The following is a 25,985-nucleotide window of genomic DNA, read 5'->3' as shown; positions in this document are numbered from 1 at the left end:
TTTCACTACTTGTGGGTGATCTCGCCGTCGAGTGACACATTAAGGTGGCTGCCGTCCCGGCTGAGCCAGCCCAGCTTGGCCTTGCCCAGCTTGCTCAACTGGACGTCCCACTCGAACGGCTGCCCGGCGGTCCGGGACGGTCCCTTGATCCATTCATTACCGAAGCGGTCGATATAGCCCTTCCTGGGGCCGCGTGGCAGGCCTGTCGTGACCGAGTACGGACAACGCGCCTCGGCATCCTCAGCCGCACGGAGTGATGATCTCCCAGTCCTTTGTGGGGTCCCCAGTCAGCAGGTACTCGCTCAGATACATGTCCGTGTCCTCGCAAAGGTCGTCCTCCAGGTCCCAGACGGACTCGCACTCGGGGCAGAGGAAGAACCTCTGTCCCGTGTCCTTGCGCTCGTAACAGCGCACCCAGTCCTGGCCACAGTGCGCGCAGGCGACCTTATCCATCAGTTCCAGCTCCTCGGGAAGGCCGTGATCACTTCGTTGCCGTGTTCGACGGTGATCGAAATATATTCCTCCCCGGCGTTGTAACCCACCTGTCGGCTCATGGGGATGATGTAGGTGGTACGAGCACCCTGCTGGTTGACCGACACCGCCATGGCGCGCCGGCTCCATGCCTCGTCGACCGTTTCCAGCACACCCTTGTTGCCCGTGTCAAAGACTCCGTGAGCCGGCTTCGCAGGGTTCTCCCGGGTGTGCTGCATGACGTGAGTGATGCGGTGCCCCTCGGCCGAACCCGGACCGTAGTCCAACCCTTCGGGCGAGCGATACCAACTGCCCCCGAGGTCCTCCAGCTCACAGCCGTACAGACCCAGCGGGTCTGACCAGGTGCCGGGATGGCGGACGTAAGCCGAAGGGTTAGGGGCCGGTTTCAGGCCCAGGGGGTCCTGGCTGAGGTAGCTGGCGGTCTCGGCGTCGTAGTAGCGGAAGTAGTTGTAGTGCAGGCCGGTTTCCGCGTCGGCGTACTGGCCCGGGAACCGCAGCGGGCAGTCGACGGCGGGCTCGACCGGGCCGACGATGGTGGTGCCCCACAGCGTGGTCCGGCTCTGCCATGTCGTCTCGCCCTCAGCGGTGACCAACTCGGTGGGCGTGCCGACGGCATCCGTCACGACCACTTGGAAGACGACCGCGTGGCCGGGTGACGACTCCTCTGCCAGTCTGGCGAGGAATGAGGCATCGCGTCCGACGGCCGATCGCCGGTGATCGGTCTGGGCTATCGGCCGGTGGGTGCCGGGCTCATAGTCCCAGGTGGTTACCTTGCCGTCCGGGCCGGTCTGTTCCACCAGCCTGGTGTCGTCCCAGGAGAAGTCGATGCGATCGGCCTGCGTTCCGTCTTCCGCCAGACGGTACTTGCACAGGCGGCGCCCGAACGGGTCGTACGCGTACCTCCAGCGTTCGCCGTCCGGCGTGCCGACCTCGACCAGGCGGTCCTCAGCGGTCCAGATGTACGTCCAGGTCCGCGTCTGTCCGTTGAGCAACTTACGGGTCTTGCGGACCAGGCGTCCCTGGGCATCGTGCTGGTAGGTGCTGCGGCCGGCACGGCGGACGAGGGTGCCGTCGAATTCGCGCTCCTCGGCGGAGCCGTGGCCGGGTGCCGACGCCTGCACCAGATTGCCGACCTGATCGTAGACATAAGTCTCGGTCCAGCCGTGGGCACGCACGCCCGTGACGCGTCCCGTCGCGTCCAGGTCGAACCGGCGGGTGCCCGCGGTGAGCTCGCAGATCTCCGTCAGATAGCCATCGTTGCGGTAGGCATAGGCACGGTGCTGGAGCAGGTTCTGCGCATCGGCCGAACCCGCGGTGAGGGACTGGAGTGTCAGGCGGCCGGCCGCGTCCCACGTCTGGCTGAGCAGGACATCGATACCGAGACGGCGCTCCGTCTCGTGTCCGGCGGCATCATGGGTGAAGGCCAGGGCGCCCGCCTCCGAGTGAAGCCCCAGGGGCCGCCCTGCCACGTCGTACGTCCACAGCGAGGCCAGTCCGGACGGAGCCTCGCGGCGGATGCAGCAGCCCAAGGGATCGTAGGCGTAAGCCGTGACGCGATCGCCGACAGTCTCGCTGAGAGTACGCCCGAGGGCATCCCGGGCGAGGACCACTTCGGTGTCTCCGTTGACCGCCCGGGCGAGCAGCCCGTCCGCTCCGTACTCGAAGGTCGTCGCCTCACCTGTGCTGGTGCGCTGCTCCATGACACGGCCGACCGCGTCCCGGACGAAGCTCAGCGTCTCCCCGGCCCCGTTGGTACGTGAGACGAGTCGCCTCGCGCCGTCGTACGTGTACGTCAGCGTGCGGCCGTTGAAGTCCGTCTCGGCCGTCAGGCGGCCGGCTTCGTCATAGGTGTACGACCATGTCCGGCCCTGCGGGTTGGTAACACCTGTCAGGCGCAATTCCGTGTCGTACGAGAACGCGTAGGTGGCGCCGTCCGGGTCCGTCCTGGTGGCGGGGACGTCGAAGTGGGTCGCCGCGTGGTGGGTTGAGTTGCCTGCCGTGTCCGCGTGTGTCAGCAGGTTGCCCTCGGCATCCCACGTCCACGATTCGCGGGTACCTTCGGGCCGTTCCCGCCAAGAGGGCTTGCCCTCCATTGTCCAGCCCAGGCGTGTGGTGTGGCCCAGAGGGTCGGTCACCTCGACCACCCGCCCGAACGCGTTCCGGCGGATTGTTGTCGTGTGCCCCAGTTCGTCAGTGAGAGAGATGGGCAGACCCGCCGCATCGTAGGCCACCGTACGGGTGTGACCGAGTGCGTTGGTGATGGCGGTCGGGCGGCCCGCCTCGTCGTTCGTGTACCGTGTCTCGGCGCCGGTCGGATCCACGGTCCTGAGCAGGTTGCCTCGCTCGTCGTACATGTGGTGCCAGATCGCGCCACCCGGTTCGACCACCTCGGTCGGCAGGCCGAGCGCGCTGTAGGAGGCCTGGGCAAGCGAGCCGTCGGCGAGGGCGAGGCCGATGAGATGGCCCAAGTCGTCGTACGTGTACCGCCTGGTGCGCCCCAGTGGGTCCGTCACGGCGACCGGCCGGGCTCCGTATTCGTCCCACTCCGTGCGTGTGACATGGCCCAGCGGGTCCGTCTCCTCCACGACCAGGCCGTCGGCGTTGTACCGGTGCGCCGAGACGTGCCCCTGGGAGTCGGTGTACGTCGTGGTGCGGTCGGTGTCATCGTAGGTGAGGGTGCCGGAGAGGATGCCGTCGATGCCCTCGGTGCGGATCACGCGGCCGCGGTCGTCGTAGACGTAGGAGAACCAGGTGCCGTTGCGGTCGGTCCAGCGGGTGACGCGGCCCTCGGAGTCGTAGGTGAAGCGCAGGGGCTTGCCGCTGGAGTTGACGACCTCGGTGAGGTTGCCGGAGGTGTCGTAGCCGTAGCGCATGACGACGGTGCCCTCGTCGGGTGCGGTGTCCGGGTGGTAGCGGGAGGGCGGTTCGTCGAGCAGGCGCAGTGCGGTGATGCGGGGGCCCTGGGTGTCGACGGCGACGTAGTAGCCGCCGGAGTGGCGGATGCCGAAGGGGATGCCTTCGTCGTCGCGTTCGACGTCGACGCGGTTGCCGTTGCGGTCGGTCCAGGAGTCGAGGGCCAGGTGGAAGACGCCGAAGGAGGGGGAGGGGACGGGGGCTGCGAAGGTGCGGGTCACGCCCGTGGCCGGGTCGGTGACGGTCATCGCGCCGTCCGGTTTGCCGTCCCACTCCAGGGGCCAGCGGGCGCCCTTGGCCGGCAGTGTCGGCACGCCGGGTTCCGGCACCGGGTACACCAGGCGCATGCCGTCCGCCGCGGCCAAGACGACGCCTTCGCCGTCGATCTGGAGGCACTCGTCGAGGGTGGAGCTCCAGGTCGGGCCGAAGCAGACGCCGCCCCGGTAGGAGGACAGGTGGGTGCGGGTGAACTCCAGCGGCAGACTGCCCGGCAGGGTGAGGTCCGTCTGCGTCATCAGCATGGCGCCGGTCGCGATATCGATGGGCTCGCCCACGCACGGCGTGCGCTCGGCATTGCGGGCTGCCGGGCCCACCTCGACCAGGTCGGGGCGGAGTGACGGCGGGCGCAGGAGCAGCGGGGTGGTCTCGCTCAGGCCTTCCGCGCCCGCCCGCAGGACGCCGCTGCCCGCGCCGAGGGCGCCGCCGAAGATCATGCCGTCCTTGGCGGCCTGGTCGACCTCGTCCAGGCTGAGGCCGTGCTGCAGGCCGGTGGCCATCTTCAGCGGCTGGGCGACGGCGAGGTCGACGGTGACCGACTCGATGCCGCCGAACGCGGCGGCGACCAGCGTGCCGGCGGCGATCTCGGCGATGGTGGTGGAGACCGCGATGCCCATGCTGGCGCCGAACTCGATGACCGCTTCCGTCGCTGCGGCCGCTGCTCCGGAGGCGATGCCCGCGGTGAAGATGGCGAGCGCCACGCCGCCCGCGATCACGGCTGCGTCGATGCCGATCTGCGTCCAGAGCTTGTTGATCGCGTCGTCGATGGCGTCGGCGAACTTGTCGAGCGCCTTGGCCATCTCCCGCCCGGAGTCCGCCAGGTCCTTCAGCCAGCCGCCGTCCTGGTCCTTGGCGTAGCGGCTCCAGAACTTGTCGAACGCCTCGATCGACTCACCGGTGTTGTGGTGGATGATCGAGGAGGCGCTGCGGTGGACCGGGGAGCGGACGTCGTCCACCGATCCGGCGAACGCGCGCCAGGCCTTCGCGGCGTCCCGCAGCTTGCCCGAATCCGCCTCCGGCCACCACAGGCCCATCTTGAGAAGGATGTGGCGGGCCTCGTCCTCAACGCTCACCGGCACCGTCGCTCTGCTTGCCGGTCTTCACCGCCGTGAACATACCGGCGATCAACTCGTCGTTGTCCACGTGCCCGTCCGCCATGTCCACCATGGCCTCGTGAATGCTCGTCAGTCCCAGCACCAGGACACCCGCGGCGCTCTCGATCTTCTTCTGCAGCGGCTTGTACGCCTTGCCGAACTCGGTGCCCTGCTTGTCGTGCCCCCAGGGCTCGCCCAGGCCGTCCAGGGTGTTGACGAGAGTGGTCAGCGCCTTGCTCAGATCGATGGCTCCCTGTTGGAAGGCCGGTGCCGCCGCCTTGATGTCGGCGGTCTTGATGTCCAGCACCTTGCCGGGGACCTTGCCGTCACCCATCGATGAACCCCCGTTCACGGTCGCGGTTTTCGACCATAGAGTGACAGGTTCAAGGAAAGCCCATGCCTTGGTAATGGAAGGACAACTCTCGTAGTCGTGCCTCAGAGCCGTGCGTAAGTGCCGATCGGACAACAGGGGACTCGATTCGGAGCCGAGGTCCGCTTCATCCGGTGGGCAACTCGTCGACTGCGGCCTTGTACAGCGAGAGGCGTCAATGCGGGAGGCAGTGCTGTCGGGCGTGGGGCCAGGCTCCACATCAGGCACCTACAGCGAGAGCCTCACCCAGAAGACACCGTGGCAGCGACTTGATCTCCCCCACGTTGGACAACGGACGAATGTCGCGCCCTAGAAGCGCTCTGTGACGTCTGCCGCAGCAACGGCGCCCGACAAGCAGCCGTTCCGTGAGAGCCGGGAGGCCCGGGGGCCGGGGGCCGGGGGACTTAGACGCCAAGTGCCGTCAGGCGTTCCTCTATTCGCTCCGGGGCGTACAGGTGTTCCACCACCAGTGCTGCCGCGCCCAGCAGGGCTGCCCGTTCGCCTAGCCGGGAGGTGACCACCTCCAGGTGGGCCGTGGAGCGGGGTAGTGCTCGCTGGTACAGGAGTTCCCGTACGCCGGTGAGGAACGGGGTTCCGGCCAGGTCGCCCGCGATCATCAGGACGCCGGGGTTCAGCAGGGTGACCACGGTCGCAAGGACGTCACCCACCTGCCGTCCCGCCTCCCGCGCCAGCGCCGTGGCCTCCGGGTGCCCGGCCGCCAGCAGGTTCCGTACGTCCTTGCCGGACGCCGCCGGGACGCCTGCCTCCGCCAGTCGCCGGGCCACTGCGCCACCGCTGGCGACCGCCGCGAGGCAGCCCGTCGAGCCGCAGCGGCACAGCGCCTCCGCGCCGATCCGGATATGGCCTATGTCGCCCGCCCCGCCGTCGATCCCCCGGTAGATCGAGCCGCCGACCACCACCCCGGCGCCGATACCCGTCGACACCTTCACCAGCACGAACGCCGAGCAGTCCGGGTGTCCGGTGCGCTGTTCGCCGTACGCCATGAGGTTGGCGTCGTTGTCCACCAGGACCGGCACCCGCCGGGCGCCGGTGTGCTCGGTCAGGGCACGGGCGAGACGGCCTCTTATGTCGTAGCCGTCCCAGCCGGGCATGATCGGCGGCTGTACGACCCGCCCGGTCTCGCTGTCCACCGGGCCCGGTACGGCCAGCCCGACCCCGGCGACCTGATCCGCCGGACGGTCCGCCTTCTCCAGCAACTCCCCGAACCACTCGCCGAGTTCGCCGAGCACCGCGTCCGGGCCGTCCTCCACGACCAGGGTGCCGGAGTGCTCGGCGAGGATCTCGCCGGTCAGAGTGAGCACGGCGGCGCGCGCATGCCGGGTGTCCAGGTCGGCGGCGAGGACGATCGCGTGGGAGTCGTCGAACTCCAGGGTGATCGAGGGGCGTCCGCCGAGCGGCGACTCGACGGGGCCGCCCGCGCCCTCGCGCAGCCAGCCCGCGCGGAACAGCCGGTCCAGCCGGTGGCCGACGGTCGCCCGGGAGAGCCCGGTGGCTTGTTGGAGGGCGCCGCGTGTGACGGCGCGCCCACTGCGCACCAGTTCCAGCAGCTCACCGGCGCCTGCCTGACCGCCGCCCCTGCCCGTACCCGTGCGTCCCGGCCTTCCGGTCATGCGCACCCCCTTGTGTTTCTCAACTCTGCATTACATAGTGAGTTTTGCGTGTTAAATAGACGTAACTCTACGGTAGCCACGGCCGAACCGCTCGGCCGGACGTCTCTCGGGGAGCCCCGAAGTGGATCGCACCACCCAACTCACCGCCCGCCCCACACCGCCCGCCATTGCATACGATCCGTCCGGAACGGCCGATTCCGCCGACTCGTCGGGTCCGGCTGCTCCGGCGGATCCTGCCCCAACGGACGGCTCGCTGCACGTCAGGGCGGCGCAGGTGCTGGAGGACAACTGGACCGGCACCTCCACGGTGCCCTCCCGCGGGCTGTACCCGCACCAGTGGTCCTGGGACTCCGCATTCATCGCGATAGGGCTGCGCCATCTCTCGCCGCTGCGGGCGCAGACCGAACTGGAGACGCTGCTGGCCGCCCAGTGGGGTGACGGACGCATCCCGCACATCGTCTTCAACCCCTCCGTCCCGCTGGACGCCTACTTCCCGAGCCCCGACTTCTGGCGCTCCTCGACGGCGGGGCGCGCCGCCGGCGCCCCGCGCACCGTACAGACGTCCGGCATCGTGCAGCCACCGGTGCACGCGCTGGCCGTCTGGCTGGTGCACCGCGCCGACCCCGGACTCTCGCGGGCCCGCGGTTTCCTCGCCCGTGCGTATCCCCGGCTGGCCGCCTGGCACCGCTATCTGCTGCACCGCCGGGATCTGGGCGGGGGGTCCCTCGCATCCGTCGTACACCCCTGGGAACAGGGTATGGACAACAGCCCCTGCTGGGACGCCCCCCTGTCGCGGATCACCCCGGCCCCGGCCCGCTCCTTCCGCCGCGCCGACCTCGACCACGGCGCCGCCGAGGACCGGCCCACGGATCTGGACTACGGGCGGTATGTGCGGCTGGCCGTGGACTACCGGGACCGGGGGTACGACGACGGGCCGTACGCCAACGCCTCCGGCGGGAGCCGCGCCGCGGACCGGTTCGTGGTCGGCCCCACGGCGGACCGGTTCGCGGTGGAGGACCCCGCCTTCAACGCCCTGCTGATCGCCTCCGAGCACGCCCTCGCCCGGATCTCGCACGAACTGGGCGCCACCGGCACGGCCCGGCACGCGCGCGCGGAGCGGCTGACGACGGCGCTGATCGACCGGCTGTGGGACCCGGCGGAGGGCATGTTCTTCTGCCGGGACCTGCACGGCGGCGGGCTGATCCCCGAGCGCAGCGTCTCCGGTCTGGTCCCGCTGCTGCTGCCCGGCCTGCCCCGCGACGTCGCCGCCGCCCTCACCGCCACGGTGAGCGGCCCGCACTTCGGGCTCGGGACCACCACCCGCCTCGTACCGAGCTACGACCTCCTCGGCGAGGCCTTCGACCCGCACCGCTACTGGCGCGGCCCGGCCTGGTTCAACACCGGCTGGCTGCTGGAACAGGGGCTCCGTACGCACGGCGGCACCGAGCGGGCCGACGCGCTGCGGGCGGCGCTGCTGACCAGCGCCGCTGACTCCGGGTTCGCGGAGTACGTCGACCCGTACACCGGCGAGGCGTGCGGCACGCAGGGCTTCGGGTGGACGGCCGCGCTGACGCTGGATCTGCTCCATGAGCCGCCTGCAGGCGACACGAACAACGCGAGCAACAGCAACAACAGCAACAACAGCAACAACAGCAACAACAGCAACGAACACGACACACACGAACGGCACAGCAAGGGCGTCAAGGGAGGGGACCGGAGATGACGGACCGGCATCATCTGCTCGTGCACGGCACCACCTTCGCCGCCGTGGGTGACGGCGGCGAGATCACCGGGGTCCGGGGCACCGGCTCCCCGGACGGCCTGTTCGCGCGGGACGCGCGGCACCTCAGCCGCTGGCAGCTGACGGTCGACGGCGCGGTACCCGAGACGCTGACGCCCGTCGCCGACGGGGACACCGCGCGCTGTGTCCTCGTGCCGCGCGGCGGCCGCGGCGAGCCGCCCGCGTACGCCGTCTTCCGTGAACAGGCCGTCGGCGAGGGGGCGTTCGTCGAGCTGCTGCGGGTCACCAGCAACCAGCCGGTGGCCACCACCGTCCGCGTCGCCATCACCGCCGACGCCGACTTCACCGACCAGTTCGAGCTGCGCTCCGACCACCGCACCTACGCCAAGACCGGCGTCACCCGTCGCCGCCACGTCCTCGATCACGGCGTCGAGTTCACCTACGTCCGGGGCGACTGGCGGTCCTGTACGACGGTCACCGCCGACCCCGTCCCGGACGGCGTCGAGGAGACCGGCACCGGTGCCCGGCGTCTCGTCTGGGCGCTGGAGCTGGAGCCGCACGGCACCGCCGAGCTGACCCTGCGGGTCATGGCCCGCCCGCACGGCGACAAGCGCGCGCTGCGGGTACCCCGCTCCCCCGCCGCGCTCAACGAGCAACAGCTCGCGCTGGAGGGCGAGTTCGTGGAGGGCGTCGCCTTCCCCACCGGCTGGCCCGAGCTGGCGGCAGCCTGTGCGCGCGGCCTCGCCGACCTCGCCGCGCTCCAGGTACCGGCGACCGGCCCGGACGGCGAGGAACTGCGCGTCCCCGCCGCCGGTGCGCCCTGGTTCCTCACCCTGCTCGGCCGCGACGCGCTGCTGACCTCGCTCTTCGCCCTGCCGTACCGGCCCCGGCCGGCCGCCGCCACCCTGCTCGCACTCGCCGCCACCCAGGCGACCACGACCCGCGCGGAGTCCGTCGCCCAGCCGGGGAAGATCGTCCACGAGGTGCGGTACGGCGAGCTGGCCCACTTCGGGCAGGTGCCGTACGGCCGTTACTACGGCTCGGTCGACGCGACACCGCTGTTCCTCGTGCTGCTCGGCGCGTACGTCGAGCAGACCGGCGACACCGCGCTCGCCCGCAGGCTGGAGTCCCATGCCCGCGCCGCCATCGGCTGGATGCTCGACCACGGCGGGCTCACCTCGCGCGGCTACCTCGTCTACCGCGCCGACCAGGGCGGCCTCGCCAACCAGAACTGGAAGGACTCCCCCGGCGCCATCTGCTCCGCCGACGGCAGCCGGCCCACCGGTCCCGTGATGGCAGCGGGCGCCCAGGGCTACGCCTACGACGCGCTGCGCCGCACGGCGTGGCTGGCCCGCACGGCATGGCACGACGAGGTCTACGGCGCGCTCCTCGAACAGGCCGCGGGCGATCTGCGCGACCGTTTCCAGCGAGACTTCTGGATGCGGGAGCACTCCTTCCCGGCGCTCGCCCTCGACGGTGACGGCCGTCAGGTCGACGCGCTCGCCTCCGACGCGGGGCATCTGCTGTGGTCGGGGCTGCTGGACAAGGAGTACGGGGAGGTCGTCGGGCGGCGGCTGCTGGAGCCTGACTTCTTCTCCGGGTGGGGCGTACGGACGCTGGCGGCGGGGCAGGCGGCGTACCACCCGCTGTCGTACCACCGGGGGTCGGTGTGGCCGCACGACAACGCGCTGATCACGCTGGGGCTGGCGCGGTACGGGCTGCACGACGAGGCGCGGGCGGTGGCGCATGCGCTCGTCGACGCGGCGACGGCTGCGGGGCATCGGCTGCCGGAGGTTCTGGCGGGGTATGCGCGGGACGGGCGGGGGGAGCCGGTGCCTTATCCGCATGCGTGTGTTCGGGAGTCTCGGTCTGCGACCGTACCGCTGGCGCTGCTTACGGCTGTTGGGGGTGCGTAGGGGTTCTGTTGTGTGTTCACCCCGGGCCGGTGGGGGCTGGTCGCGCAGTTCCCCGCGCCCCTTGGGGGGTGACCCTTGTTCGTCCACCGCGGGACGGGGGGCGTTCGCGCAGTTCCCCGCGCCCCTGGGGGGTGACTGTTGTTCGTTCGCCGCGGGACGGGGGCTGGTCGCGCCCGCGCGGCGGAGCCGCATATCGATACAGCCCCGCGCCCCTTGGGTGAGCTGGTGCTGGCCGAGTTGTGAAGTCCTCGGTTTGCCCGGTGTTTGCCCTCGTTGGTGAACGGGGGGTTCGGGGCTGTCGTACCGGAAGGTGTCTGTCACAGGTCTCGCGCGGAAGGACCTTCGGGGTGTCGCAGCACACGAGCGATCGCCAGTCATCGAGTACGGCCACGGCCGTCCAGGAATCGGCCCCGGAGCCGAAGTCGGGCGAGAGTGAGACCGCCGAGGTCCACCGGCTTCGGTGGCCCCGGCTCGGTGTCCGGGCCCGGTACCGGAGTTGGCGGGATGGGCATCCCGCCGCAGTCACGGCGCTGTCCGTCGCCGTGAATGTGCTGGCCGCGCTGCTCGTCGTTCTCGCCCTGCTGTTGCCCAACAGTATGGTCGGGCTGGGGCCCGCGAAGTTTCTGCGGATTCCCGGGGAGGCGATCATCGGGGCGGCCGTGGTGATCGCGCTGCCGCGGCGGCCCCGGATCGTGGTCGCTGTGGTGGCCGGGCTGGCGCTCGGGGTGATGACCGTGCTGAACCTGCTGGACATGGGGTTCAACGAATACCTCGGCCGTGGCTTCAACCCCATCCTCGACTGGAGTCTGTTCGCCGACGCGGAGGCGTATGTACGGGACTCCATGGGCGGCACCGTCGCCGTCACCGCGTCCGTCGGCGCGATCGTGCTCGTGGTGGTGGTGTGCGTGCTGCTCTCGCTCGCCACACTGCGGCTCAGCAACCTGCTCGCCCGGCACAGCGCGCGGGCCAGCCGGGGCGCCCTGATCGCCGGGGTCGTGTGGATCACCTGCACCTCCCTCGGGCTCCGGCTCGGCGGCGTGCCGATCGCCTCGGAGCACACCGCGCAGGCGATGAAGACCGAGGTCCAGCGGGTGTCGGACACGATCAGGGACGAGGCGGAGTTCCGGAAGGTCGCCAAGGTCGACGCCTACGGGAACACCCCGGGCTCCCAGTTGCTGACCGGGCTGCGCGGCAAGGACATGGTCTTCACCTTCATCGAGAGCTACGGCCGCAGCGCCATCGAGGACCCGATCATGGCGCCCGGTGTGGACAAGACGCTCGACGAGCGCACCGCCGCGCTGAAGAAGGCGGGTTACGCGGCGAAGAGCGGCTGGCTGACCTCGGCGACGTACGGCGGCAGCAGTTGGCTCGGGCATTCCACGACCATGTCGGGGCTGTGGATCAGCAACCAGCAGCGCTACCGCACCGTCATGGCGAGCGACCACATGAGCCTGACGGACGCGTTCAAGAAGACCGGTGACTTCGACACGGTCGGTGTGATGCCGGGTGTGCAGAAGGGCTGGCCCGAACAGAAGTGGTACGGCCTCGACAAGGTCTACAACGCCTTCCAACTGGGCTACCAGGGGCCGAAGTTCAGCTGGTCGACGATGCCGGACCAGTACGCGCTCCAGCAGTACCAGGAGCGGGTGCACAGCAAGCGGCCCGCCGACGGCAAGTCGCGGATGTCGCTGCTGATCCTGACCTCCAGCCACCAGCCGTGGGCGCCGATCCCGAAGATGGTCGGCTGGGACGAACTGGGCGACGGCTCGGTCTTCAAGGGCATCGAGGCGGCGGGCAACAAGCCCGCGGACATCATCGCCGACACCTCCAAGTCCCGTGCGGAGTACGGCAAGTCGATTCAGTACTCGGTGACCGCGCTCACCGAGTGGCTGGAGCGCTACGGCACCGACGACACCGTGCTCGTCTTCCTCGGCGACCACCAGCCGATCGCCCGGGTCAGCGGCAACCACGCCAGCCGTGATGTGCCGGTGTCGATCGTCGCCAAGGACCCGAAGGTGCTCGACCGGATCGCGGACTGGAACTGGACGGACGGTCTGCGGCCCGCGCACGACGCCCCGGTGTGGAAGATGAGTTCGTTCCGTGACCGCTTCCTCGCGGCCTACGGCTCCACCCCGCATCCCAAGAAGGGGTGAGCCCTGGAACTGTGCACGGCCCGGTCAGCCGCCGGAGGTGTCCAGTTCCGCGTCCTCACCGACGCCCGCACAGTCGTACGGGTCCTTCAGCCAGCCGTCCGGCAGGACCACCCGGTTGTTGCCGGACGTGCGGCCGCGCGGGCCGTCGGCGGCGCCGGTGGGCCAGGGCTGGTCGAGGTCCAGTTCGTCGAGTCCGGCGCGCAGTTCGGCCAGCGAGGACGTGATGGCGAGGCTCTTGCGCATCTCGGAGCCGACGGCAAAGCCCTTGAGGTACCAGGCGACGTGCTTGCGGAAGTCGATGACGCCCCGCGACTCGTCGCCGAGCCACTCCCCGAGCAGCGTGGCGTGCCGGACCATCACCTCGGCGACCTGGCGCAGCGCGGGCCGGCCGATACCGTCGACGCGGTCCTCGAAGGCGGCGACCAGGTCCGCGAACAGCCAGGGGCGGCCCAGGCAGCCGCGGCCCACGACCACTCCGTCGCAGCCCGTCTCCCGCACCATGCGCAGCGCGTCGTCCGCCGACCAGATGTCGCCGTTGCCGAGCACCGGGATCTCCGGGACGTGCTCCTTGAGGCGGGCTACGGCCTCCCAGTCGGCGGTGCCGCCGTAGTGCTGGGCGGTGGTGCGGCCGTGCAGGGCGATCGCGGTGACGCCCTCCTCGACGGCGATGCGGCCCGCGTCGAGGTAGGTGAGGTGGTCGTCGTCGATGCCCTTGCGCATCTTCATGGTGACCGGCAGGTCCCCGGCGCCGCGCACCGCCTCGCGCAGGATCGAGCGGAGCAGAGGGCGCTTGTAGGGGAGGGCCGAGCCGCCGCCCTTACGGGTGACCTTAGGGACCGGGCAGCCGAAGTTCAGGTCGATGTGGTCGGCGAGGTCCTCCTCCGCGATCATGCGGACTGCCTTGCCCACGGTCGCCGGGTCGACTCCGTACAGCTGGATCGAGCGCGGTGTCTCGGACGCGTCGAAGCGGATCAGCTGCATGGTCTTGTCGTTGCGCTCGACCAGCGCCCGGGTCGTGATCATCTCGCTCACGAACAGCCCTTTGCCCCCGCTGAACTCCCTGCACAGGGTGCGGAAGGGCGCGTTCGTGATCCCGGCCATGGGGGCCAGCACGACAGGCGGCAGGACGGTGTGCGGGCCGATCCGCAGGGGGGACTCGGGCAGGGACTCGGGCGTGGGCATTGCTCCATTGTCGCGTATGCGACGTGGTGCGGGGGCGGGCTTGCGCTGTCGGCGGGGGCAGGCGTCCGCTGCCGGCGGGGCCGGGCGTCCATGCGGGTGGGGCCGAGCGTCCATGCGCGTGGGGCCCGCGTGCCCGTGTCAACCGGGCAGGGGCCCGTCATCCGCACGCGGTCATTAGTTAGACGCACTATCGATTCTGGTCTACGATGGCGGCATGCCCGAGCTGAGTCCTCGTCGACGACTCCTGGTGCTCGCGATCTGCTGTATGAGCCTGCTGATCGTGGGTCTGGACGTCACCATCCTGAATGTGGCCCTGCCGTCGATCCAGCGTGACCTGCACACGAGCACGTCAGGTCTGCAGTGGACGATCGACGCCTACACCCTGGTGCTCGCCGCGCTGCTGATGCTGTCCGGTTCCACGGCCGACCGCATCGGGCGCAAGCGCGTCTTCATGACCGGGCTCGCCGTCTTCACGGCCGGTTCGGTGCTGTGCTCCGTGGCGCCCAGCCTGGGCATGCTCGTCGTCTTCCGCATGGTCCAGGCGATAGGCGGATCGATGCTGAACCCCGTCGCCATGTCGATCATCACCAACACCTTCACCGACCCGCGCGAACGTGCCCGCGCGATCGGGGTGTGGGGCGCCGTCATCGGCATATCGATGGCCGGTGGCCCTCTGATCGGCGGTCTGCTGGTGCAGTCGGTGGGCTGGCGGTCGATCTTCTGGATCAATCTGCCGGTGGGCCTCGCCGCCCTGCTGCTCACCCTGCGTTACGTCCCCGAGTCCCGTGCGCCCAAGGCCCGGCGCCCCGACCCGGTCGGGCAACTGCTGGTGATCGCCCTGTTCGGCTCGCTGACCTACGCGATCATCGAGGCCCCGGACAGCGGCACAGCCACCGTGCTGCCCTTCGCCGCCGTCGCGGTGGCCGCCCTCCTCGCCCTGCTCTGGTACGAGCCCCGGCGCGAGGAACCCCTCATCGACCTGCGGTTCTTCCGCTCGGCACCGTTCAGCGGGGCCACCGTGATCGCCATCAGCGCGTTCGCGGCACTGGGCGGCTTCCTGTTCCTGTCGACGCTGTATCTCCAGAACGTGCGCGGCCTCGACGCCCTGCACGGGGGACTGTGGATGCTGCCGATGGCGGTGCCGATCTTCCTGTGCGCCCCGATATCCGGCCGGCTGGTCGGCAACCGGGGACCGCGGCTGCCGCTGCTCATAGCCGGTACCTCGATGACCGCGAGCGCCCTGCTCTTCGCGGCCTTCGAGGCGGAGACCTCGAACGTCACGCTCTTCCTCGGCTATGTCCTGTTCGGCATCGGCTTCGGCTTCGTCAACGCGCCGATCACCAACACGGCGGTGTCCGGGATGCCGCGCGCACAGGCCGGGGTCGCCGCGGCGGTCGCCTCCACCAGCAGGCAGCTCGGGCAGACGCTCGGCGTGGCGGTGGTGGGCGCGGTGCTGGCGTCCGGGGTGGGCTCCTCGCCGTACCGGGAGGTGTTCGTCTCGGCGGCGCGGCCGGGCTGGTGGATCCTTGTGGGCTGCGGTGTGTCGGTACTGGTCCTGGGCGCGCTCACCAGCGGCCGCTGGGCCCGCAGCACGGCGGACCGGACGGCTGAGCGGCTGAACTCGGCGGAGGTCAGGGAGGCGGCGGGCATCCCGGCGTGACGGCGGCGCGGGGATGAGCGGCCGACAGCCGTGTGGCTGATTGGCTGGCTGACTGACTGGCTGGCTGGCTAATTGTCCGATCGGCGCTCCAGGGCGATGGCGTGGAGCTTCTCCAGGTGCTCCCTGGATTCCTCGTCCGCCGGGACATAGGTCAGCAGACGTTGGCCGGTGCCCTGGGTGAGCCACAGGTCGGTGTGGTCGACGGTGATACGGCCGACGTACCGGTTGCGGAACTCCTTGCGCCGGATGGCGGCGCCGACCACTTCGTGCCGGTCCCAGATCTCGCGGAACTCCGGGGACTCGGTGCGCAGCCGCGTCAGCAGTGACTTCCAGCCGGGCTCGGCGAGATGTCCGGCCATCGAGGCCCGGAAACGGGCGGCCATGAGCCGCTGGGTCGTCTCCAGATGCACGATCGACGACCGCCACACCGGATGCGTATAGGAAAGGATCATGCAATTGCGGTCCTGGGGCGGCACCTCGTCGAGGTCGCAGAGCAGGAGGCCGTAGGTGCGGTTGTAGGCCAGCAGGTCGTACTTGCTGTTCTGCACACAGGCGGGGAACGGCTCGATCTGCTCGAGGAGGAGCCGCAGTGCCGGGGTGATCTGCGCGCACTCGGTGGCCGGGTCGGGGTCGACGGCACCGGCGAGCTGGAAAAGATGGGCGCGTTCGCTGCGGTCGAGCAGCAGGGTGCGGGAGAGGGCGTCGAGCACCTGGACGGAGACCTGGATGTCCCGGGCCTGTTCCAACCAGGTGTACCAGGTGACGCCGACCGCGGAGAGCTGGGCGACCTCCTCGCGGCGCAGGCCCGGCGTACGGCGTCTGCTGCCGCGGGGCAGACCGACCTGCTCCGGCGCGATGTGCTCACGGCGGTGGCGCAGGAACGCGGCGAGTTCATGGCGGCGGATGTCGGCGACGCGGCCCCGGGGCGGTGCGAGCGGTGGGGGCACGGTCTCCTGCGCCGTCTCTTGTGCCATCTCCTGTGCCATGGTCATACCTCCAGCATGCCGTCGTAGGGTCGGACGGTGGACCCTGTTGCCGGGTAGTCCTGGTACCAGGATAAGGAGCATCTGGTACCAGCCTCGAACCAGGCGCAGGCTCGATCTCGTGACCGAAACAACCGCTTCGCACACCATCCGGTCGTCGGCCGGGTCCACTGCCACGGGTCCTGTCCTGGGCGGCCTCGGGCTGTTCACCGTGCTGCTCGCCGCGGCGCTGCCCCTGGTCGACTTCTTCATCGTGAACGTCGCCCTGCCCACCATCGGCCAGGACCTGCATGCGAGCGAGGCCGTCCTCGAACTCGTGGTGGCCGGGTACGGCGTCGCCTACGCCGTGCTACTCGTCCTCGGCGGCAGGCTCGGCGACCTGTTCGGCCGCCGCCGGCTGTTCCTCGGCGGTATGGCCGCCTTCGGGCTGACCTCGCTGGCCTGCGGGGTCGCGCCCACCGCCTGGTCGCTGGTCGCGGCGCGAGTCCTGCAGGGCGCGGCGAGCGCGGCGATGCTCCCGCAGGTGCTGGCCACCATCCAGGCGGCCACGCAGGGGGCGCGGCGGGCCCGGGCGATGGGCCTGTACGGCGCGACCGCCGGGCTGTCCATGATCGCCGGGCAGATCCTCGGCGGGATCCTGGTGTCTGCGGACATCGCGGGCACCGGCTGGCGCTCGGTGTTCCTGGTGAATGTGCCGGTCGTGATCGCCGGGCTGGTGCTGGCCGCGCGTGCGGTGCCGGAGACCCATTCCCCGCACCCGGAGCCGGTGGACGGCCCCGGCACGGTGCTGCTGGCCGCGTCTCTGCTGGCGCTGCTCGCTCCGCTCACCGAGGGCCGGGCGGCGGGCTGGCCGCTGTGGACATGGCTGTCGCTGACGGCGTTCCCGCTGCTGGCGGCGGCGTTCTACACGGTGGAGCGGCGGGCCGACCGGCAGGGCCGCACCCCGCTGGTGCCGCCGAGTCTGCTGGCGCTGACCTCGCTGCGGCGCGGGCTGGCGATGATCCTGCCGTTCTCGATCGGCTTCAGCGGGTTCATGTTCATCATCGCGGTGGCGCTCCAGCGGGGGGCGGGGCTGGGCCCGATCCCGGCGGGCCTGTCCCTCGCCCCGATGGCGGCCACCTTCTTCCTGGTCTCGCTGGCCGGTCCGCGGCTGGTGACCCGGTGGGGCACGCGGGTGGTGAGCGCGGGCTCGCTGGTGCAGGCGGTGGGGGTCGGCGTACTGGCCCTGACGGCCTGGCGCTCGTGGCCGGACCTGGGGCTGGTGGAACTGCTGCCGGGTGCGGCGATCGCCGGAGCGGGCCAGGCCATGCAGCTGCCGATCCTGTTCCGGATCATCCTGTCGGAGGTTCCGGCGGCGCGGGCGGGGGTCGGCGCGGGCGTGATGGCCACGACACAGCAGTCGGCGCTGGCGCTGGGCGTTGCCACGCTGGGCACGCTGTTTCTTTCCCTGGTGCCGGGGATGGGCATGAGGGATGCCCTCGTGGCGACGTTGCTGGTCCAACTGGTGGGCGTTGCCCTGACGGGCCTGCTCAGTCTGCGACTGCCTCGGACTGTCGGCTGACGGTTCGCTGTGCGGCGGGTGCGGGTGCGTTGTGGTTCCTCGCGCAGTTCCCTGCGCCCCTGAGGGTGTTCGCCCACACCGGGGTTGAACCTCTGCGCAGTTCCCCGCGCCCCTGAAGGTACGTTGCGTCCAGCCCCCTCAAGGGGCGCGGGGAACTGCGCGACCAGCCACAACGGACCCGCACCAAACCAACAACCGAAACCCCCACCCCCCAGGGGCGCGGGGAACTGCGCGACAAGCCACCCACAACCCGCACCCAGCCAGCAGCCGAATTACCCCCTAGCTCCTTAGGGGCGCGGGGAACTGCGCGACCAGCCACGACGGGCCCAAACCCGAAAGGTCACCGCTCACGACCTGATCGTCAAACCCCGGATCAGCAGGTCCACCACCGCGGTGAACTCGCCGTCGATTCCGGGCCGCGTCCACTCGTACGCATAGCGAGGGTCGTGGAAGAGCGACGTCGCCTGGAAGACGGCCCGGGCCGTCGCCTCGGGGGACGTCGACGCGAACTCGCCGCGTGCCACGCCCGAGGCGACGATTCGTGTCAGCTGCGACGTCAGGTCGGTGAGGTGGTCGTCGACCACCACCCCGGCCTCCCCCGTCAGCACGGTGTACGTGGCGAACAGCTCCGGGTCGTCGCCGGCCTTGTGCCGCTTCGCGTCGAAGAGGGCCGTGAGCCAGGCCCGCAGACGCGTGGCGGCGGCGTCGCCGTGCACACCCGAGTCGTCCGAGTCCGAGTCCGCTATCACCGCAAGCCGCTCCGACGTCCGGTCCAGCCACCGTTTCGTCACCGCCCCCCGCAGCTCCGCCTTGGTGCGGAAGTGGCGGTACACGCTGCCGTGGCTGACGCCGAGCGCGCGGGCCACGTCGACCACGGTGGCCTTCGCCGGTCCATGGCGGCGCAGCACCTCCTCGGTCGCCTCGAGGATGCGCTCGGCGGTCAGGACTTCGGGGGTCGGGGCCATGGCATAGACCGTACCGGGCGGCGAGATCAGCGCTCGGTGCCCAGGTGGCCCATCTGTGCCGCCGGATACCGGGCGCCCGCCGCCGCACCGGCCGGTACGGCCCCCTCGACGGCCGCGAGATCCGCCGCGTCCAGGGTCACGTCCAGCGCGCCCAGCGACTCCGCCAGCCGCTCCCGGGTGCGGGCGCCGATCAGCGGGACGATGTCGTCGCCGTGTCCCGCGCCCTGCGCGAGCACCCACGCGATGGCGATCTGCGCGACGCTCACGCCCTTCTGTTCGGCGATCTTCCGCAGCGCCTCGACCAGGCCGAGGTTGTGCTGCAGATTGTCGCCCTGGAAGCGCGGCGAGAACGCCCGGAAGTCGTTCGCCGCCAGCTGCCGGTCCCCGGTGAAGTGCCCGGAGATGAGGCCGCGCGACAGGACGCCGTACGCCGTGACGGAGATGCCCAGTTCGCGAGTGGTCGGCAGGACCTCCCGCTCGATGTCGCGCGAGATGAGCGAGTACTCGATCTGGAGGTCGGCGACGGGGGCGGTGGCCGCGGCGCGGCGGATGGTCTCGGCGCCCACCTCGCTCAGACCGACGTGCCTCACATACCCCTTCTCGATCAGCTCCGCGATGGCGCCCACCGTCTCCTCGATCGGCACCGCCGGGTCGAGCCGGGCGATCCGGTACACGTCGATGTGGTCGACGCCGAGCCGCTGGAGCGAGTACGCCGCGAAGTTCTTCACGGCGGCGGGACGGCCGTCGTAGCCGGACCAGCCGCCGTCGGGGTCGCGCAGCGCGCCGAACTTCACGCTGACCTGCGCCTGTTCACGCCGCGCGGGGGGCGCGGTGCGCAGGGCCTCGCCGATCAGCATCTCGTTGTGGCCCATGCCGTAGAAGTCGCCGGTGTCGAGCAGGGTGATGCCGGCTTCCAGGGCGGCGTGGATCGTCGCTATCGACTCCGTCCGGTCCGCGTCGCCGTACAGCGCGGACATGCCCATGCAGCCGAGTCCGAGGGCGGAGACCTCGGGTCCGGTGCGGCCGAGACGGCGGGTGGGCATCGGGCGGCCGTGTGGTGCTGCTGCTTCGCTGTGTGTCGTCATGCCTTCCAGCCTGACATGACAGATGACAGATTTCAATATCTGTCAGTCGTTATCTGTCAGCCGTCACGCGGTCGTCAACTCCAGAGGCGCAAAAAACGCCGGGCGGGCCGATCACTCGGCCCGCCCGGCGTCCGGGGCGGAGAGACGGAGGAGGAACTACCCCCGGCGACGGGTCACGCGCCGATCAGGCGGCCCGCCAGGTAGCTCTCGATCTGGTCCAGCGACACGCGCTCCTGCTTCATGGTGTCGCGCTCGCGGACGGTCACCGCGTTGTCCTCGAGGGTGTCGAAGTCGACCGTGACGCAGTACGGCGTGCCGATCTCGTCCTGACGGCGGTAGCGGCGGCCGATGGCGCCGGCGTCGTCGAACTCGATGTTCCAGTGCTGGCGCAGCGCCTGGGCGAGACCCTTGGCCTTCGGGGACAGCTCGGGGTTGCGGGACAGCGGGAGGACGGCGACCTTCACCGGGGCGAGGCGGTGGTCGAGGCGCAGCACGGTGCGCTTCTCCATCTTGCCCTTGGCGTTGGGCGCCTCGTCCTCGACATAGGCGTCGAGCAGGTAGGCGAGCATGGTGCGGCCGACACCGGCGGCGGGCTCGATGACGTACGGCGTCCAGCGCTCACCGGCCTCCTGGTCGAAGTAGGAGAGGTCGGTGCCGGATGCCTTGGAGTGCGCGCCGAGGTCGTAGTCGGTGCGGTTGGCCACGCCCTCCAGCTCGCCCCACTCGCTGCCGCCGAACTGGAAGCGGTACTCGATGTCGGCGGTGCGCTTGGAGTAGTGGGAGAGCTTCTCCTTCGGGTGCTCGTACCACCGCATGTTCTCTTCACGCAGGCCGAGGCCGGTGTACCAGTTCCAGCGCTGCTCCATCCAGTACTCGTGCCACTTCTCGTCCTCGCCCGGCTTGACGAAGAACTCCATCTCCATCTGCTCGAACTCACGGGTGCGGAAGATGAAGTTGCCCGGCGTGATCTCGTTGCGGAACGACTTGCCCATCTGGGCGATGCCGAACGGCGGCTTGCGGCGCGAAGTGGTCTGCACCTGGCCGAAGTTGGTGAAGATGCCCTGGGCGGTCTCCGGGCGCAGATAGGCGACGGAGCCGGAGTCCTGGGTCGGGCCGAGGTGGGTGGAGAGCAGACCCGAGAACTGCTTGGGCTCCGTGAAGGTGCCCTTGTTGCCGCAGTTGGGGCAGTTGATGTCGGCGAGGCCGCCGGCGGGGGCGTGACCCTTCTTCTCCTCGTAGGCCTCCTCCAGGTGGTCCGCGCGGTAGCGCTTGTGGCAGGAGGTGCACTCGGTGAGCGGGTCGGTGAAGGTGGCGACGTGGCCGGAGGCGACCCAGACCTCGGTGGCCAGGATCACGGACGAGTCGATACCGACCACGTCCTCGCGCGCCGTCACCATGTAGCGCCACCACTGGCGCTTGATGTTCTCCTTGAGCTCGACACCCAGCGGCCCGTAGTCCCAGGCGGCGCGCTGGCCGCCGTAGATCTCACTGCAGGGGAATACGAAGCCACGGCGCTTGCTCAGGCTGACGATGGTGTCGATCTTGTCGGCGGCCACGGTGCTCTCTTCATTACGACGACGGGCGACGAAGCGAGACGCTTCACAGCGAATGCTTCAGCGTACCGGCGGGTGCTGGCCCTCGACCAAATCGTATGGCGGTCCGGAGCCTTGTTGACAACGGTTTCCATATTTGTTGAAAATGACTGTCATGAACGTACGACGACAGCACATATCGGGGGTCGCCGTCGCGGCCGTCACCGCACTCGGCCTCGGCACCCTCTCCGCGTGCTCGGTCGGCAGCGCGGTGTCGGGCAACACGGACAAGTTCGACGTCGTCGCGTCCTTCTACCCCATGGCCTACCTCGCCGAGCAGATCGGCGGCGGCCGCGTCCATGTCATCACCCTTACCAAGCCCGGCCAGGAGCCGCACGACCTGGAGATCAGCGCCCTGCAGACCGCGCAGCTGGAAGAGTCCGACGCGGTGCTCTACCTCAAGACCCTCCAGCCCACCGTCGACAAGGCCGTCGCCCAGTCCGGGGTGAAGACGAAGATCGACGCCGCTTCCCTCACCACCCTGGAGACGCACGGCAGCGAGGTCGGCGGGCACGCCGCCGCGCACGACGACTCCCACGCCTCCCCCGGCTCCCATGGCGAAGAGAGCGGCAAGGACCCGCACATCTGGCTCGATCCGGTGCGCTACGCCGAGGTCGCCCGGGGCGTCGGTGCGGCCTTCGAGAAGGCCGACCCGGACCACGCCTCCGACTACCGGAAGAACACCGCCGATCTCGTCGCCCGGCTCGACGCCCTCAACACCCGTTATGCGAACGGGCTCAAGGACACGAAGACCAAGGTCTTCATCACCACGCACGCCGCCTTCGGCTATCTCGCCGAGCGCTACGGCCTCACCGAGGAGGCCATCAGCGGCCTCGACCCCGAGTCCGAGCCCAGCGCGGCCCGCGTCAGGGACCTGGAGAAGCTGGCGAAGGCCGACGGCGTCTCCACCGTCTTCTACGAAACGCTCGTGAGCGACAAGACCGCGAAGACCGTCGCCGGTGACTCGGGGCTCAGGACGGACGTCCTCGACCCGGTCGAGGGGATCACCGGCGCGTCCCGCGGCAAGGACTACATCTCGGTCATGGACGCCAATCTCGCGGCGCTGAAGACCGCCCTCGGAAGCGACAAGTGACCTGTCCTGCGACAAGTGACCTGTCCTGTATGGAAAGCGACGTGAGCGACATGAGTGAGATCAGTGGCCCGGGAAGCGGTCCGCGCGAACCCGTCGTGGCGCTGCGCGGCGTCAGCGCCGAGCTGGGCACGCGGCCCGTGCTGCGCGGCGTCGACCTCACCGTGCGGCGCGGCGAGGTCGTCGCCCTGCTCGGGGCCAACGGCTCGGGCAAGTCGACGGCGATCCGCACCGTCATCGGCCAGGTGCAACCCAGCGCCGGGGAGATCGAGCTGTTCGGCACCCCGCGCCGCCGCTTCCGCGACTGGGCCCGGATCGGCTACGTACCGCAGCGCACCACCGCCGCGGGCGGCGTCCCCACCACCGTCACCGAGATCGTCGCCTCCGGCCGCCTCGCCCGCACCCGCTTCGGCCCCTTCCGCGGCGCCGACCGGGCCGCCGTACGCCGTGCCCTCGACCTCGTCGGCATGGCGGACCGCGCCAAGGACTCCGTGACCGCGCTGTCCGGCGGGCAGCACCAGCGCGTCCTCATCGCCCGCGCCCTGGTCTCCGAGCCCGAACTGCTGATCATGGACGAGCCGATGGCCGGCGTCGACCTCGCCAGCCAGGAGATCCTCGCCGGAACCCTGCGCGAGCAGGTCGCCGACGGGGCCACCGTCCTGCTGGTGCTGCACGAACTCGGCCCGCTGGAGCCGCTGATCGACCGCGCGGTGGTGCTGCGTGACGGCTGTGTGGCCCACGACGGGCCACCGCCGCGCGCCGTGGGACAGCACGCGCTGCCCGGTCACGACCATGTCCACCCGCACGCATCCGCGGGCACCGAACCGATCCGTACGGGACTGCTGAGCTGATGAACCTCCTCGACTACGACTTCATGCGGCGCGCGCTGCTGGCCGCCGTGCTGGTCGGTGTCACCGCCCCCGCGATCGGCATCTACCTCGTGCAGCGCCGCCAGCCCCTGATGGGCGACGGCATCGGGCATGTCGCCATGACCGGCGTCGGCCTCGGCTTCCTGCTGAACTCCTCCCCCGTGTGGATGGCCACCGCCGTCTCCGTGGTCGGCGCCGTCCTCATGGAGCTGATCCGCTGGTACGGCCGGACCCGCGGCGACATCGCCCTCGCCATGCTCTTCTACGGCGGCATGGCCGGCGGCGTGATGCTCGTCAGCCTCACCCCGAGCGGCTCCACCGCCAACCTCAGCTCGTATCTCTTCGGGTCCCTCTCGACGGTGTCCCCGTCCGACGTCACGGCGATCTCGGTGCTCGCCGGGTTCGTCGTCGTGGTCACCGTCGGGCTGCGCCGCCAGCTCTTCGCGGTCAGCCAGGACGAGGAGTTCGCCCGCGTCACCGGGCTTCCCGTGCGCGCGCTCAACCTGCTCACCGCGGTCACCGCGGCCGTCACCGTGACCGTCGCCATGCGGGTGGTCGGGCTCATCCTCGTGTCCGCGCTGATGGTCGTACCGGTCGCTGCGGCCCAGCAGCTCACCCGGAGCTTCGCCGCCACCTTCGCCATCGCCGTCGCCATCGGGGTGACCGTCACCATCAGCGGCACCGTGACGTCCTTCTACCAGGACGTGCCGCCCGGTGCGACGATCGTGCTGCTGACCATCGCCCTGTTCGTCGTCCTCACCGTCCTCGCCACCCCGCTCACCCGCCGACGCGCCCGCGCCCGCGCCGCCGCACAGCCCGCCGGAGACCCGCTGGAGTGCGCGATTCCGGCCGCGCGGGGCACCGGCGGCACCGCCGAGGAGGCTGGAACCTGACCCTGCACAGGGGCGGCTGGCACAATGGTCCGTCAGGCGCAGACCGTCAGGCGCAGACGTTGAGGAGGCAAACGGTGACCACCGCTGGACCGCCCGTGAAGGGCCGTGCCACCCGGCAGCGGGCCGCTGTCGCGGCGGCCCTCAACGAGGTCGACGAGTTCCGCAGCGCGCAGGAACTCCACGACATGCTCAAGCACAAGGGCGACTCGGTGGGCCTGACCACGGTGTACCGCACGCTCCAGTCCCTCGCGGACGCGGGCGAGGTCGATGTGCTGCGCACGTCCGACGGGGAGGCCGTGTACCGGCGGTGCGTTTCGGGGGAGCACCATCACCATCTCGTGTGCCGGCTGTGCGGGAAGGCGGTCGAGGTGGCGGGGCCGGGGGTGGAGCAGTGGGCGGAGGAGGTGGCCGCGGAGCACGGGTACGTGAATGTGGCGCATACCTTGGAGATCTTCGGTACCTGTGCGGAGTGCTCCGCGGGTTCGGCGGGTTGAAAGTTCCGTCTGCTGTGCAGCAGGGGCTGGGCGGTGTGCTGGGGGCTGCCGCCCCCAGGCCCCCGCTTCGGCCCTGAACGGGCCTTGTCCTCAAACGCCGGACGGGCTGATTTTTGCCGGCCTCGGCCGAATTGGTGCCCTTGGACCCTCCTTACGGGCTAGTTTTCCTCGCCCTTGCCTTCCATGGCCAGTAGTTCCTCGTTCGGGATCGCGCCTCCGAACCTTCGGTCCCTGGAGGCGAATTCCAGGCATGCCCGCCACAGGTCCCTGCGGTCGAAGTCGGGCCACAGGACGTCCTGGAAGACCAGTTCGGCGTAGGCGCTCTGCCAGAGGAGGAAGTTGGAGGTCCGCTGTTCGCCGCTGGGGCGGAGGAAGACGTCCACGTCGGGCATGTCGGGGTAGTACAGGTACTTCTGGAGCGTCTTCTCGTCGACCTTGTCCGGGTTCAACCTGCCCGCGGCGACGTCTGCGGCGATGGCCTTCGTGGCGTCGGCGATCTCGGCGCGGCCGCCGTAGTTCATGCAGAAGTAGAGGGTCAGGCGGTCGTTGTCCTTGGTCTGCTCCTGGGCGATCTGGAGTTCCTTCGCGACCGACTTCCACAGCCGGGGCATCCGGCCCACCCAGCGCACCCGGACGCCGAGTCCGTCGAGGGTGTCGCGGGTCTTGCGGATGAAGTCCCGGTTGAAGTTCATCAGGAAGCGGACCTCCTCGGGCGACCGCTTCCAGTTCTCGGTGGAGAAGGCGTACAGGGAGATCGCCCCCACGCCCATCTCGATCCCGCCCTGGAGCACGTCGAGGACGCGCTCGGCGCCGACCTTGTGGCCCTCCGTGCGGGGCAGCCCGCGCTCCTTGGCCCAGCGGCCGTTCCCGTCCATGACGATCGCCACATGCTTCGGGATCAGCTCGCCGGGGAGCTTCGGCGGGCGGGCGCCGGACGGGTGCGGCTCCGGAATGTTGTACTCACGGCGCCGTCGTCCCAGGAACCCGCTTACGACCATGTCCTTCTCGTCTCCCTCAGAATCGCT

At 70.1% G+C, this 25,985-nt stretch carries 20 protein-coding genes; 9 read left to right on the top strand and 11 right to left on the bottom strand.

The features are described from left to right. Nucleotides 1–5: 5 nt before the first annotated feature. The 5 genes from ACSYGN_RS27420 to ACSYGN_RS27400 all read right to left on the bottom strand — a co-directional run bounded on the left by ACSYGN_RS27420 (nucleotide 6) and on the right by ACSYGN_RS27400 (nucleotide 6,776). Nucleotides 6–287, bottom strand: coding sequence for a polymorphic toxin type 17 domain-containing protein (locus tag ACSYGN_RS27420; RefSeq protein ID WP_460403781.1), 282 nt, complete (start codon nucleotides 285–287; stop codon nucleotides 6–8). Next, on the bottom strand, nucleotides 241–453 hold the full coding sequence (locus ACSYGN_RS27415; RefSeq protein ID WP_460400125.1) for a hypothetical protein: 213 nt from the start codon (nucleotides 451–453) through the stop codon (nucleotides 241–243). The genes ACSYGN_RS27420 and ACSYGN_RS27415 overlap by 47 nt, the downstream gene beginning before the upstream one ends. Next, a complete protein-coding gene (locus ACSYGN_RS27410; protein WP_460400123.1) occupies nucleotides 453–4,754 on the bottom strand; it encodes a DUF6531 domain-containing protein in 4,302 nt (1,433 codons plus the stop codon). Before ACSYGN_RS27410 ends, ACSYGN_RS27415 begins: the two co-directional genes overlap by 1 nt. Then, nucleotides 4,744–5,109 (bottom strand): hypothetical protein, encoded by a 366-nt coding sequence (locus tag ACSYGN_RS27405; RefSeq protein WP_460400121.1) that lies wholly within the window; start codon nucleotides 5,107–5,109, stop codon nucleotides 4,744–4,746. Before ACSYGN_RS27405 ends, ACSYGN_RS27410 begins: the two co-directional genes overlap by 11 nt. Before the next feature lie 440 nt (nucleotides 5,110–5,549). Then, a complete protein-coding gene (locus ACSYGN_RS27400; RefSeq protein WP_460400119.1) occupies nucleotides 5,550–6,776 on the bottom strand; it encodes an ROK family protein in 1,227 nt (408 codons plus the stop codon). Between the two features lie 121 nt (nucleotides 6,777–6,897). Here ACSYGN_RS27400 and ACSYGN_RS27395 point away from each other — a divergent pair, with 121 nt between their 5' ends. From ACSYGN_RS27395 to ACSYGN_RS27385, 3 genes are all read left to right on the top strand, one after another. Beyond that, nucleotides 6,898–8,499, top strand: a complete 1,602-nt coding sequence (locus tag ACSYGN_RS27395) for an MGH1-like glycoside hydrolase domain-containing protein (RefSeq protein ID WP_460400117.1) — start codon at nucleotides 6,898–6,900, stop codon at nucleotides 8,497–8,499. Then, the gene (locus ACSYGN_RS27390; RefSeq protein WP_460400115.1) at nucleotides 8,496–10,433 is read left to right on the top strand and encodes an amylo-alpha-1,6-glucosidase; all 1,938 of its coding nucleotides are present in this window, start codon (nucleotides 8,496–8,498) and stop codon (nucleotides 10,431–10,433) included. Before ACSYGN_RS27395 ends, ACSYGN_RS27390 begins: the two co-directional genes overlap by 4 nt. Nucleotides 10,434–11,029: 596 nt before the next feature. Continuing rightward, nucleotides 11,030–12,586, top strand: coding sequence for an alkaline phosphatase family protein (locus tag ACSYGN_RS27385; protein WP_460403779.1), 1,557 nt, complete (start codon nucleotides 11,030–11,032; stop codon nucleotides 12,584–12,586). A 24-nt stretch (nucleotides 12,587–12,610) separates the two neighbouring features. Here the strand turns inward: ACSYGN_RS27385 and dusB are convergent, their stop codons facing one another. Next, nucleotides 12,611–13,768, bottom strand: a complete 1,158-nt coding sequence (gene dusB, locus ACSYGN_RS27380; RefSeq protein ID WP_460400113.1) for a tRNA dihydrouridine synthase DusB — start codon at nucleotides 13,766–13,768, stop codon at nucleotides 12,611–12,613. 214 nt (nucleotides 13,769–13,982) lie between these two features. On the opposite strand from dusB, the gene ACSYGN_RS27375 reads away from it, so the two are divergent. After that, on the top strand, nucleotides 13,983–15,428 hold the full coding sequence (locus ACSYGN_RS27375; protein ID WP_460400111.1) for an MFS transporter: 1,446 nt from the start codon (nucleotides 13,983–13,985) through the stop codon (nucleotides 15,426–15,428). 68 nt (nucleotides 15,429–15,496) lie between these two features. Here ACSYGN_RS27375 and ACSYGN_RS27370 read toward each other — a convergent pair whose 3' ends face one another. Next, nucleotides 15,497–16,420 carry a helix-turn-helix transcriptional regulator gene (locus tag ACSYGN_RS27370; RefSeq protein ID WP_460400109.1) on the bottom strand — a complete coding sequence of 308 codons (924 nt, stop codon included), beginning with the start codon at nucleotides 16,418–16,420 and terminating at the stop codon, nucleotides 15,497–15,499. 112 nt (nucleotides 16,421–16,532) lie between these two features. On the opposite strand from ACSYGN_RS27370, the gene ACSYGN_RS27365 reads away from it, so the two are divergent. Next, nucleotides 16,533–17,972 (top strand): MFS transporter, encoded by a 1,440-nt coding sequence (locus tag ACSYGN_RS27365; RefSeq protein WP_460400107.1) that lies wholly within the window; start codon nucleotides 16,533–16,535, stop codon nucleotides 17,970–17,972. Between the two features lie 347 nt (nucleotides 17,973–18,319). Here ACSYGN_RS27365 and ACSYGN_RS27360 read toward each other — a convergent pair whose 3' ends face one another. The 3 genes from ACSYGN_RS27360 to ACSYGN_RS27350 form a co-directional block, all read right to left on the bottom strand. Further along, nucleotides 18,320–18,937 carry a TetR family transcriptional regulator gene (locus ACSYGN_RS27360; protein ID WP_460400105.1) on the bottom strand — a complete coding sequence of 206 codons (618 nt, stop codon included), beginning with the start codon at nucleotides 18,935–18,937 and terminating at the stop codon, nucleotides 18,320–18,322. 26 nt (nucleotides 18,938–18,963) lie between these two features. Beyond that, nucleotides 18,964–19,980, bottom strand: coding sequence for an aldo/keto reductase (locus tag ACSYGN_RS27355; RefSeq protein WP_460403777.1), 1,017 nt, complete (start codon nucleotides 19,978–19,980; stop codon nucleotides 18,964–18,966). Between the two features lie 215 nt (nucleotides 19,981–20,195). Further along, nucleotides 20,196–21,578 carry a glycine--tRNA ligase gene (locus tag ACSYGN_RS27350; RefSeq protein WP_460400103.1) on the bottom strand — a complete coding sequence of 461 codons (1,383 nt, stop codon included), beginning with the start codon at nucleotides 21,576–21,578 and terminating at the stop codon, nucleotides 20,196–20,198. A gap of 151 nt (nucleotides 21,579–21,729) precedes the next feature. Here ACSYGN_RS27350 and ACSYGN_RS27345 point away from each other — a divergent pair, with 151 nt between their 5' ends. The 4 genes from ACSYGN_RS27345 (at nucleotide 21,730) to ACSYGN_RS27330 (ending at nucleotide 24,960) form a co-directional block, all read left to right on the top strand. Beyond that, nucleotides 21,730–22,707 (top strand): metal ABC transporter substrate-binding protein, encoded by a 978-nt coding sequence (locus ACSYGN_RS27345; protein WP_460400101.1) that lies wholly within the window; start codon nucleotides 21,730–21,732, stop codon nucleotides 22,705–22,707. Between the two features lie 50 nt (nucleotides 22,708–22,757). Then, nucleotides 22,758–23,555, top strand: a complete 798-nt coding sequence (locus ACSYGN_RS27340; RefSeq protein WP_460403775.1) for a metal ABC transporter ATP-binding protein — start codon at nucleotides 22,758–22,760, stop codon at nucleotides 23,553–23,555. Beyond that, nucleotides 23,555–24,466: a metal ABC transporter permease gene (locus ACSYGN_RS27335; RefSeq protein ID WP_460400099.1), complete on the top strand. Its 912-nt coding sequence runs from the start codon at nucleotides 23,555–23,557 to the stop codon at nucleotides 24,464–24,466. Before ACSYGN_RS27340 ends, ACSYGN_RS27335 begins: the two co-directional genes overlap by 1 nt. 74 nt (nucleotides 24,467–24,540) lie before the next feature. Continuing rightward, nucleotides 24,541–24,960, top strand: coding sequence for a Fur family transcriptional regulator (locus ACSYGN_RS27330; RefSeq protein ID WP_460400097.1), 420 nt, complete (start codon nucleotides 24,541–24,543; stop codon nucleotides 24,958–24,960). 158 nt (nucleotides 24,961–25,118) lie between these two features. On the opposite strand, the gene ACSYGN_RS27325 is transcribed toward ACSYGN_RS27330, so the two are convergent. Beyond that, a complete protein-coding gene (locus ACSYGN_RS27325; protein ID WP_460400095.1) occupies nucleotides 25,119–25,958 on the bottom strand; it encodes an isoprenyl transferase in 840 nt (279 codons plus the stop codon). Nucleotides 25,959–25,985: the final 27 nt, after the last annotated feature.

It is taken from the genome of Streptomyces sp. YIM S03343, from assembly GCF_054729195.1.
The sequence above is the reverse complement of the archived record's forward strand: the minus strand, read 5'-3'. Positions and strand labels throughout refer to the sequence as shown.

Bases quoted from the DNA above. Each gene is read 5' to 3' on its own strand.
- ACSYGN_RS27405 (WP_460400121.1), bottom strand. From the start codon at position 5,109: ATGGGTGACGGCAAGGTCCCCGGCAAGGTGCTGGACATCAAGACCGCC.
- ACSYGN_RS27370 (WP_460400109.1), bottom strand. From the start codon at position 16,420: ATGACCATGGCACAGGAGATGGCACAAGAGACGGCGCAGGAGACCGTG.
- ACSYGN_RS27325 (WP_460400095.1), bottom strand. From the start codon at position 25,958: ATGGTCGTAAGCGGGTTCCTGGGACGACGGCGCCGTGAGTACAACATT.
- ACSYGN_RS27355 (WP_460403777.1), bottom strand. From the start codon at position 19,980: ATGCCCACCCGCCGTCTCGGCCGCACCGGACCCGAGGTCTCCGCCCTC.
- ACSYGN_RS27345 (WP_460400101.1), top strand. From the start codon at position 21,730: ATGAACGTACGACGACAGCACATATCGGGGGTCGCCGTCGCGGCCGTC.
- ACSYGN_RS27340 (WP_460403775.1), top strand. From the start codon at position 22,758: ATGAGTGAGATCAGTGGCCCGGGAAGCGGTCCGCGCGAACCCGTCGTG.
- dusB (WP_460400113.1), bottom strand. From the start codon at position 13,768: ATGCCCACGCCCGAGTCCCTGCCCGAGTCCCCCCTGCGGATCGGCCCG.
- ACSYGN_RS27415 (WP_460400125.1), bottom strand. From the start codon at position 453: ATGGATAAGGTCGCCTGCGCGCACTGTGGCCAGGACTGGGTGCGCTGT.
- ACSYGN_RS27360 (WP_460400105.1), bottom strand. From the start codon at position 18,937: ATGGCCCCGACCCCCGAAGTCCTGACCGCCGAGCGCATCCTCGAGGCG.
- ACSYGN_RS27400 (WP_460400119.1), bottom strand. From the start codon at position 6,776: ATGACCGGAAGGCCGGGACGCACGGGTACGGGCAGGGGCGGCGGTCAG.
- ACSYGN_RS27335 (WP_460400099.1), top strand. From the start codon at position 23,555: ATGAACCTCCTCGACTACGACTTCATGCGGCGCGCGCTGCTGGCCGCC.
- ACSYGN_RS27375 (WP_460400111.1), top strand. From the start codon at position 13,983: ATGCCCGAGCTGAGTCCTCGTCGACGACTCCTGGTGCTCGCGATCTGC.
- ACSYGN_RS27385 (WP_460403779.1), top strand. From the start codon at position 11,030: ATGGTCGGGCTGGGGCCCGCGAAGTTTCTGCGGATTCCCGGGGAGGCG.
- ACSYGN_RS27390 (WP_460400115.1), top strand. From the start codon at position 8,496: ATGACGGACCGGCATCATCTGCTCGTGCACGGCACCACCTTCGCCGCC.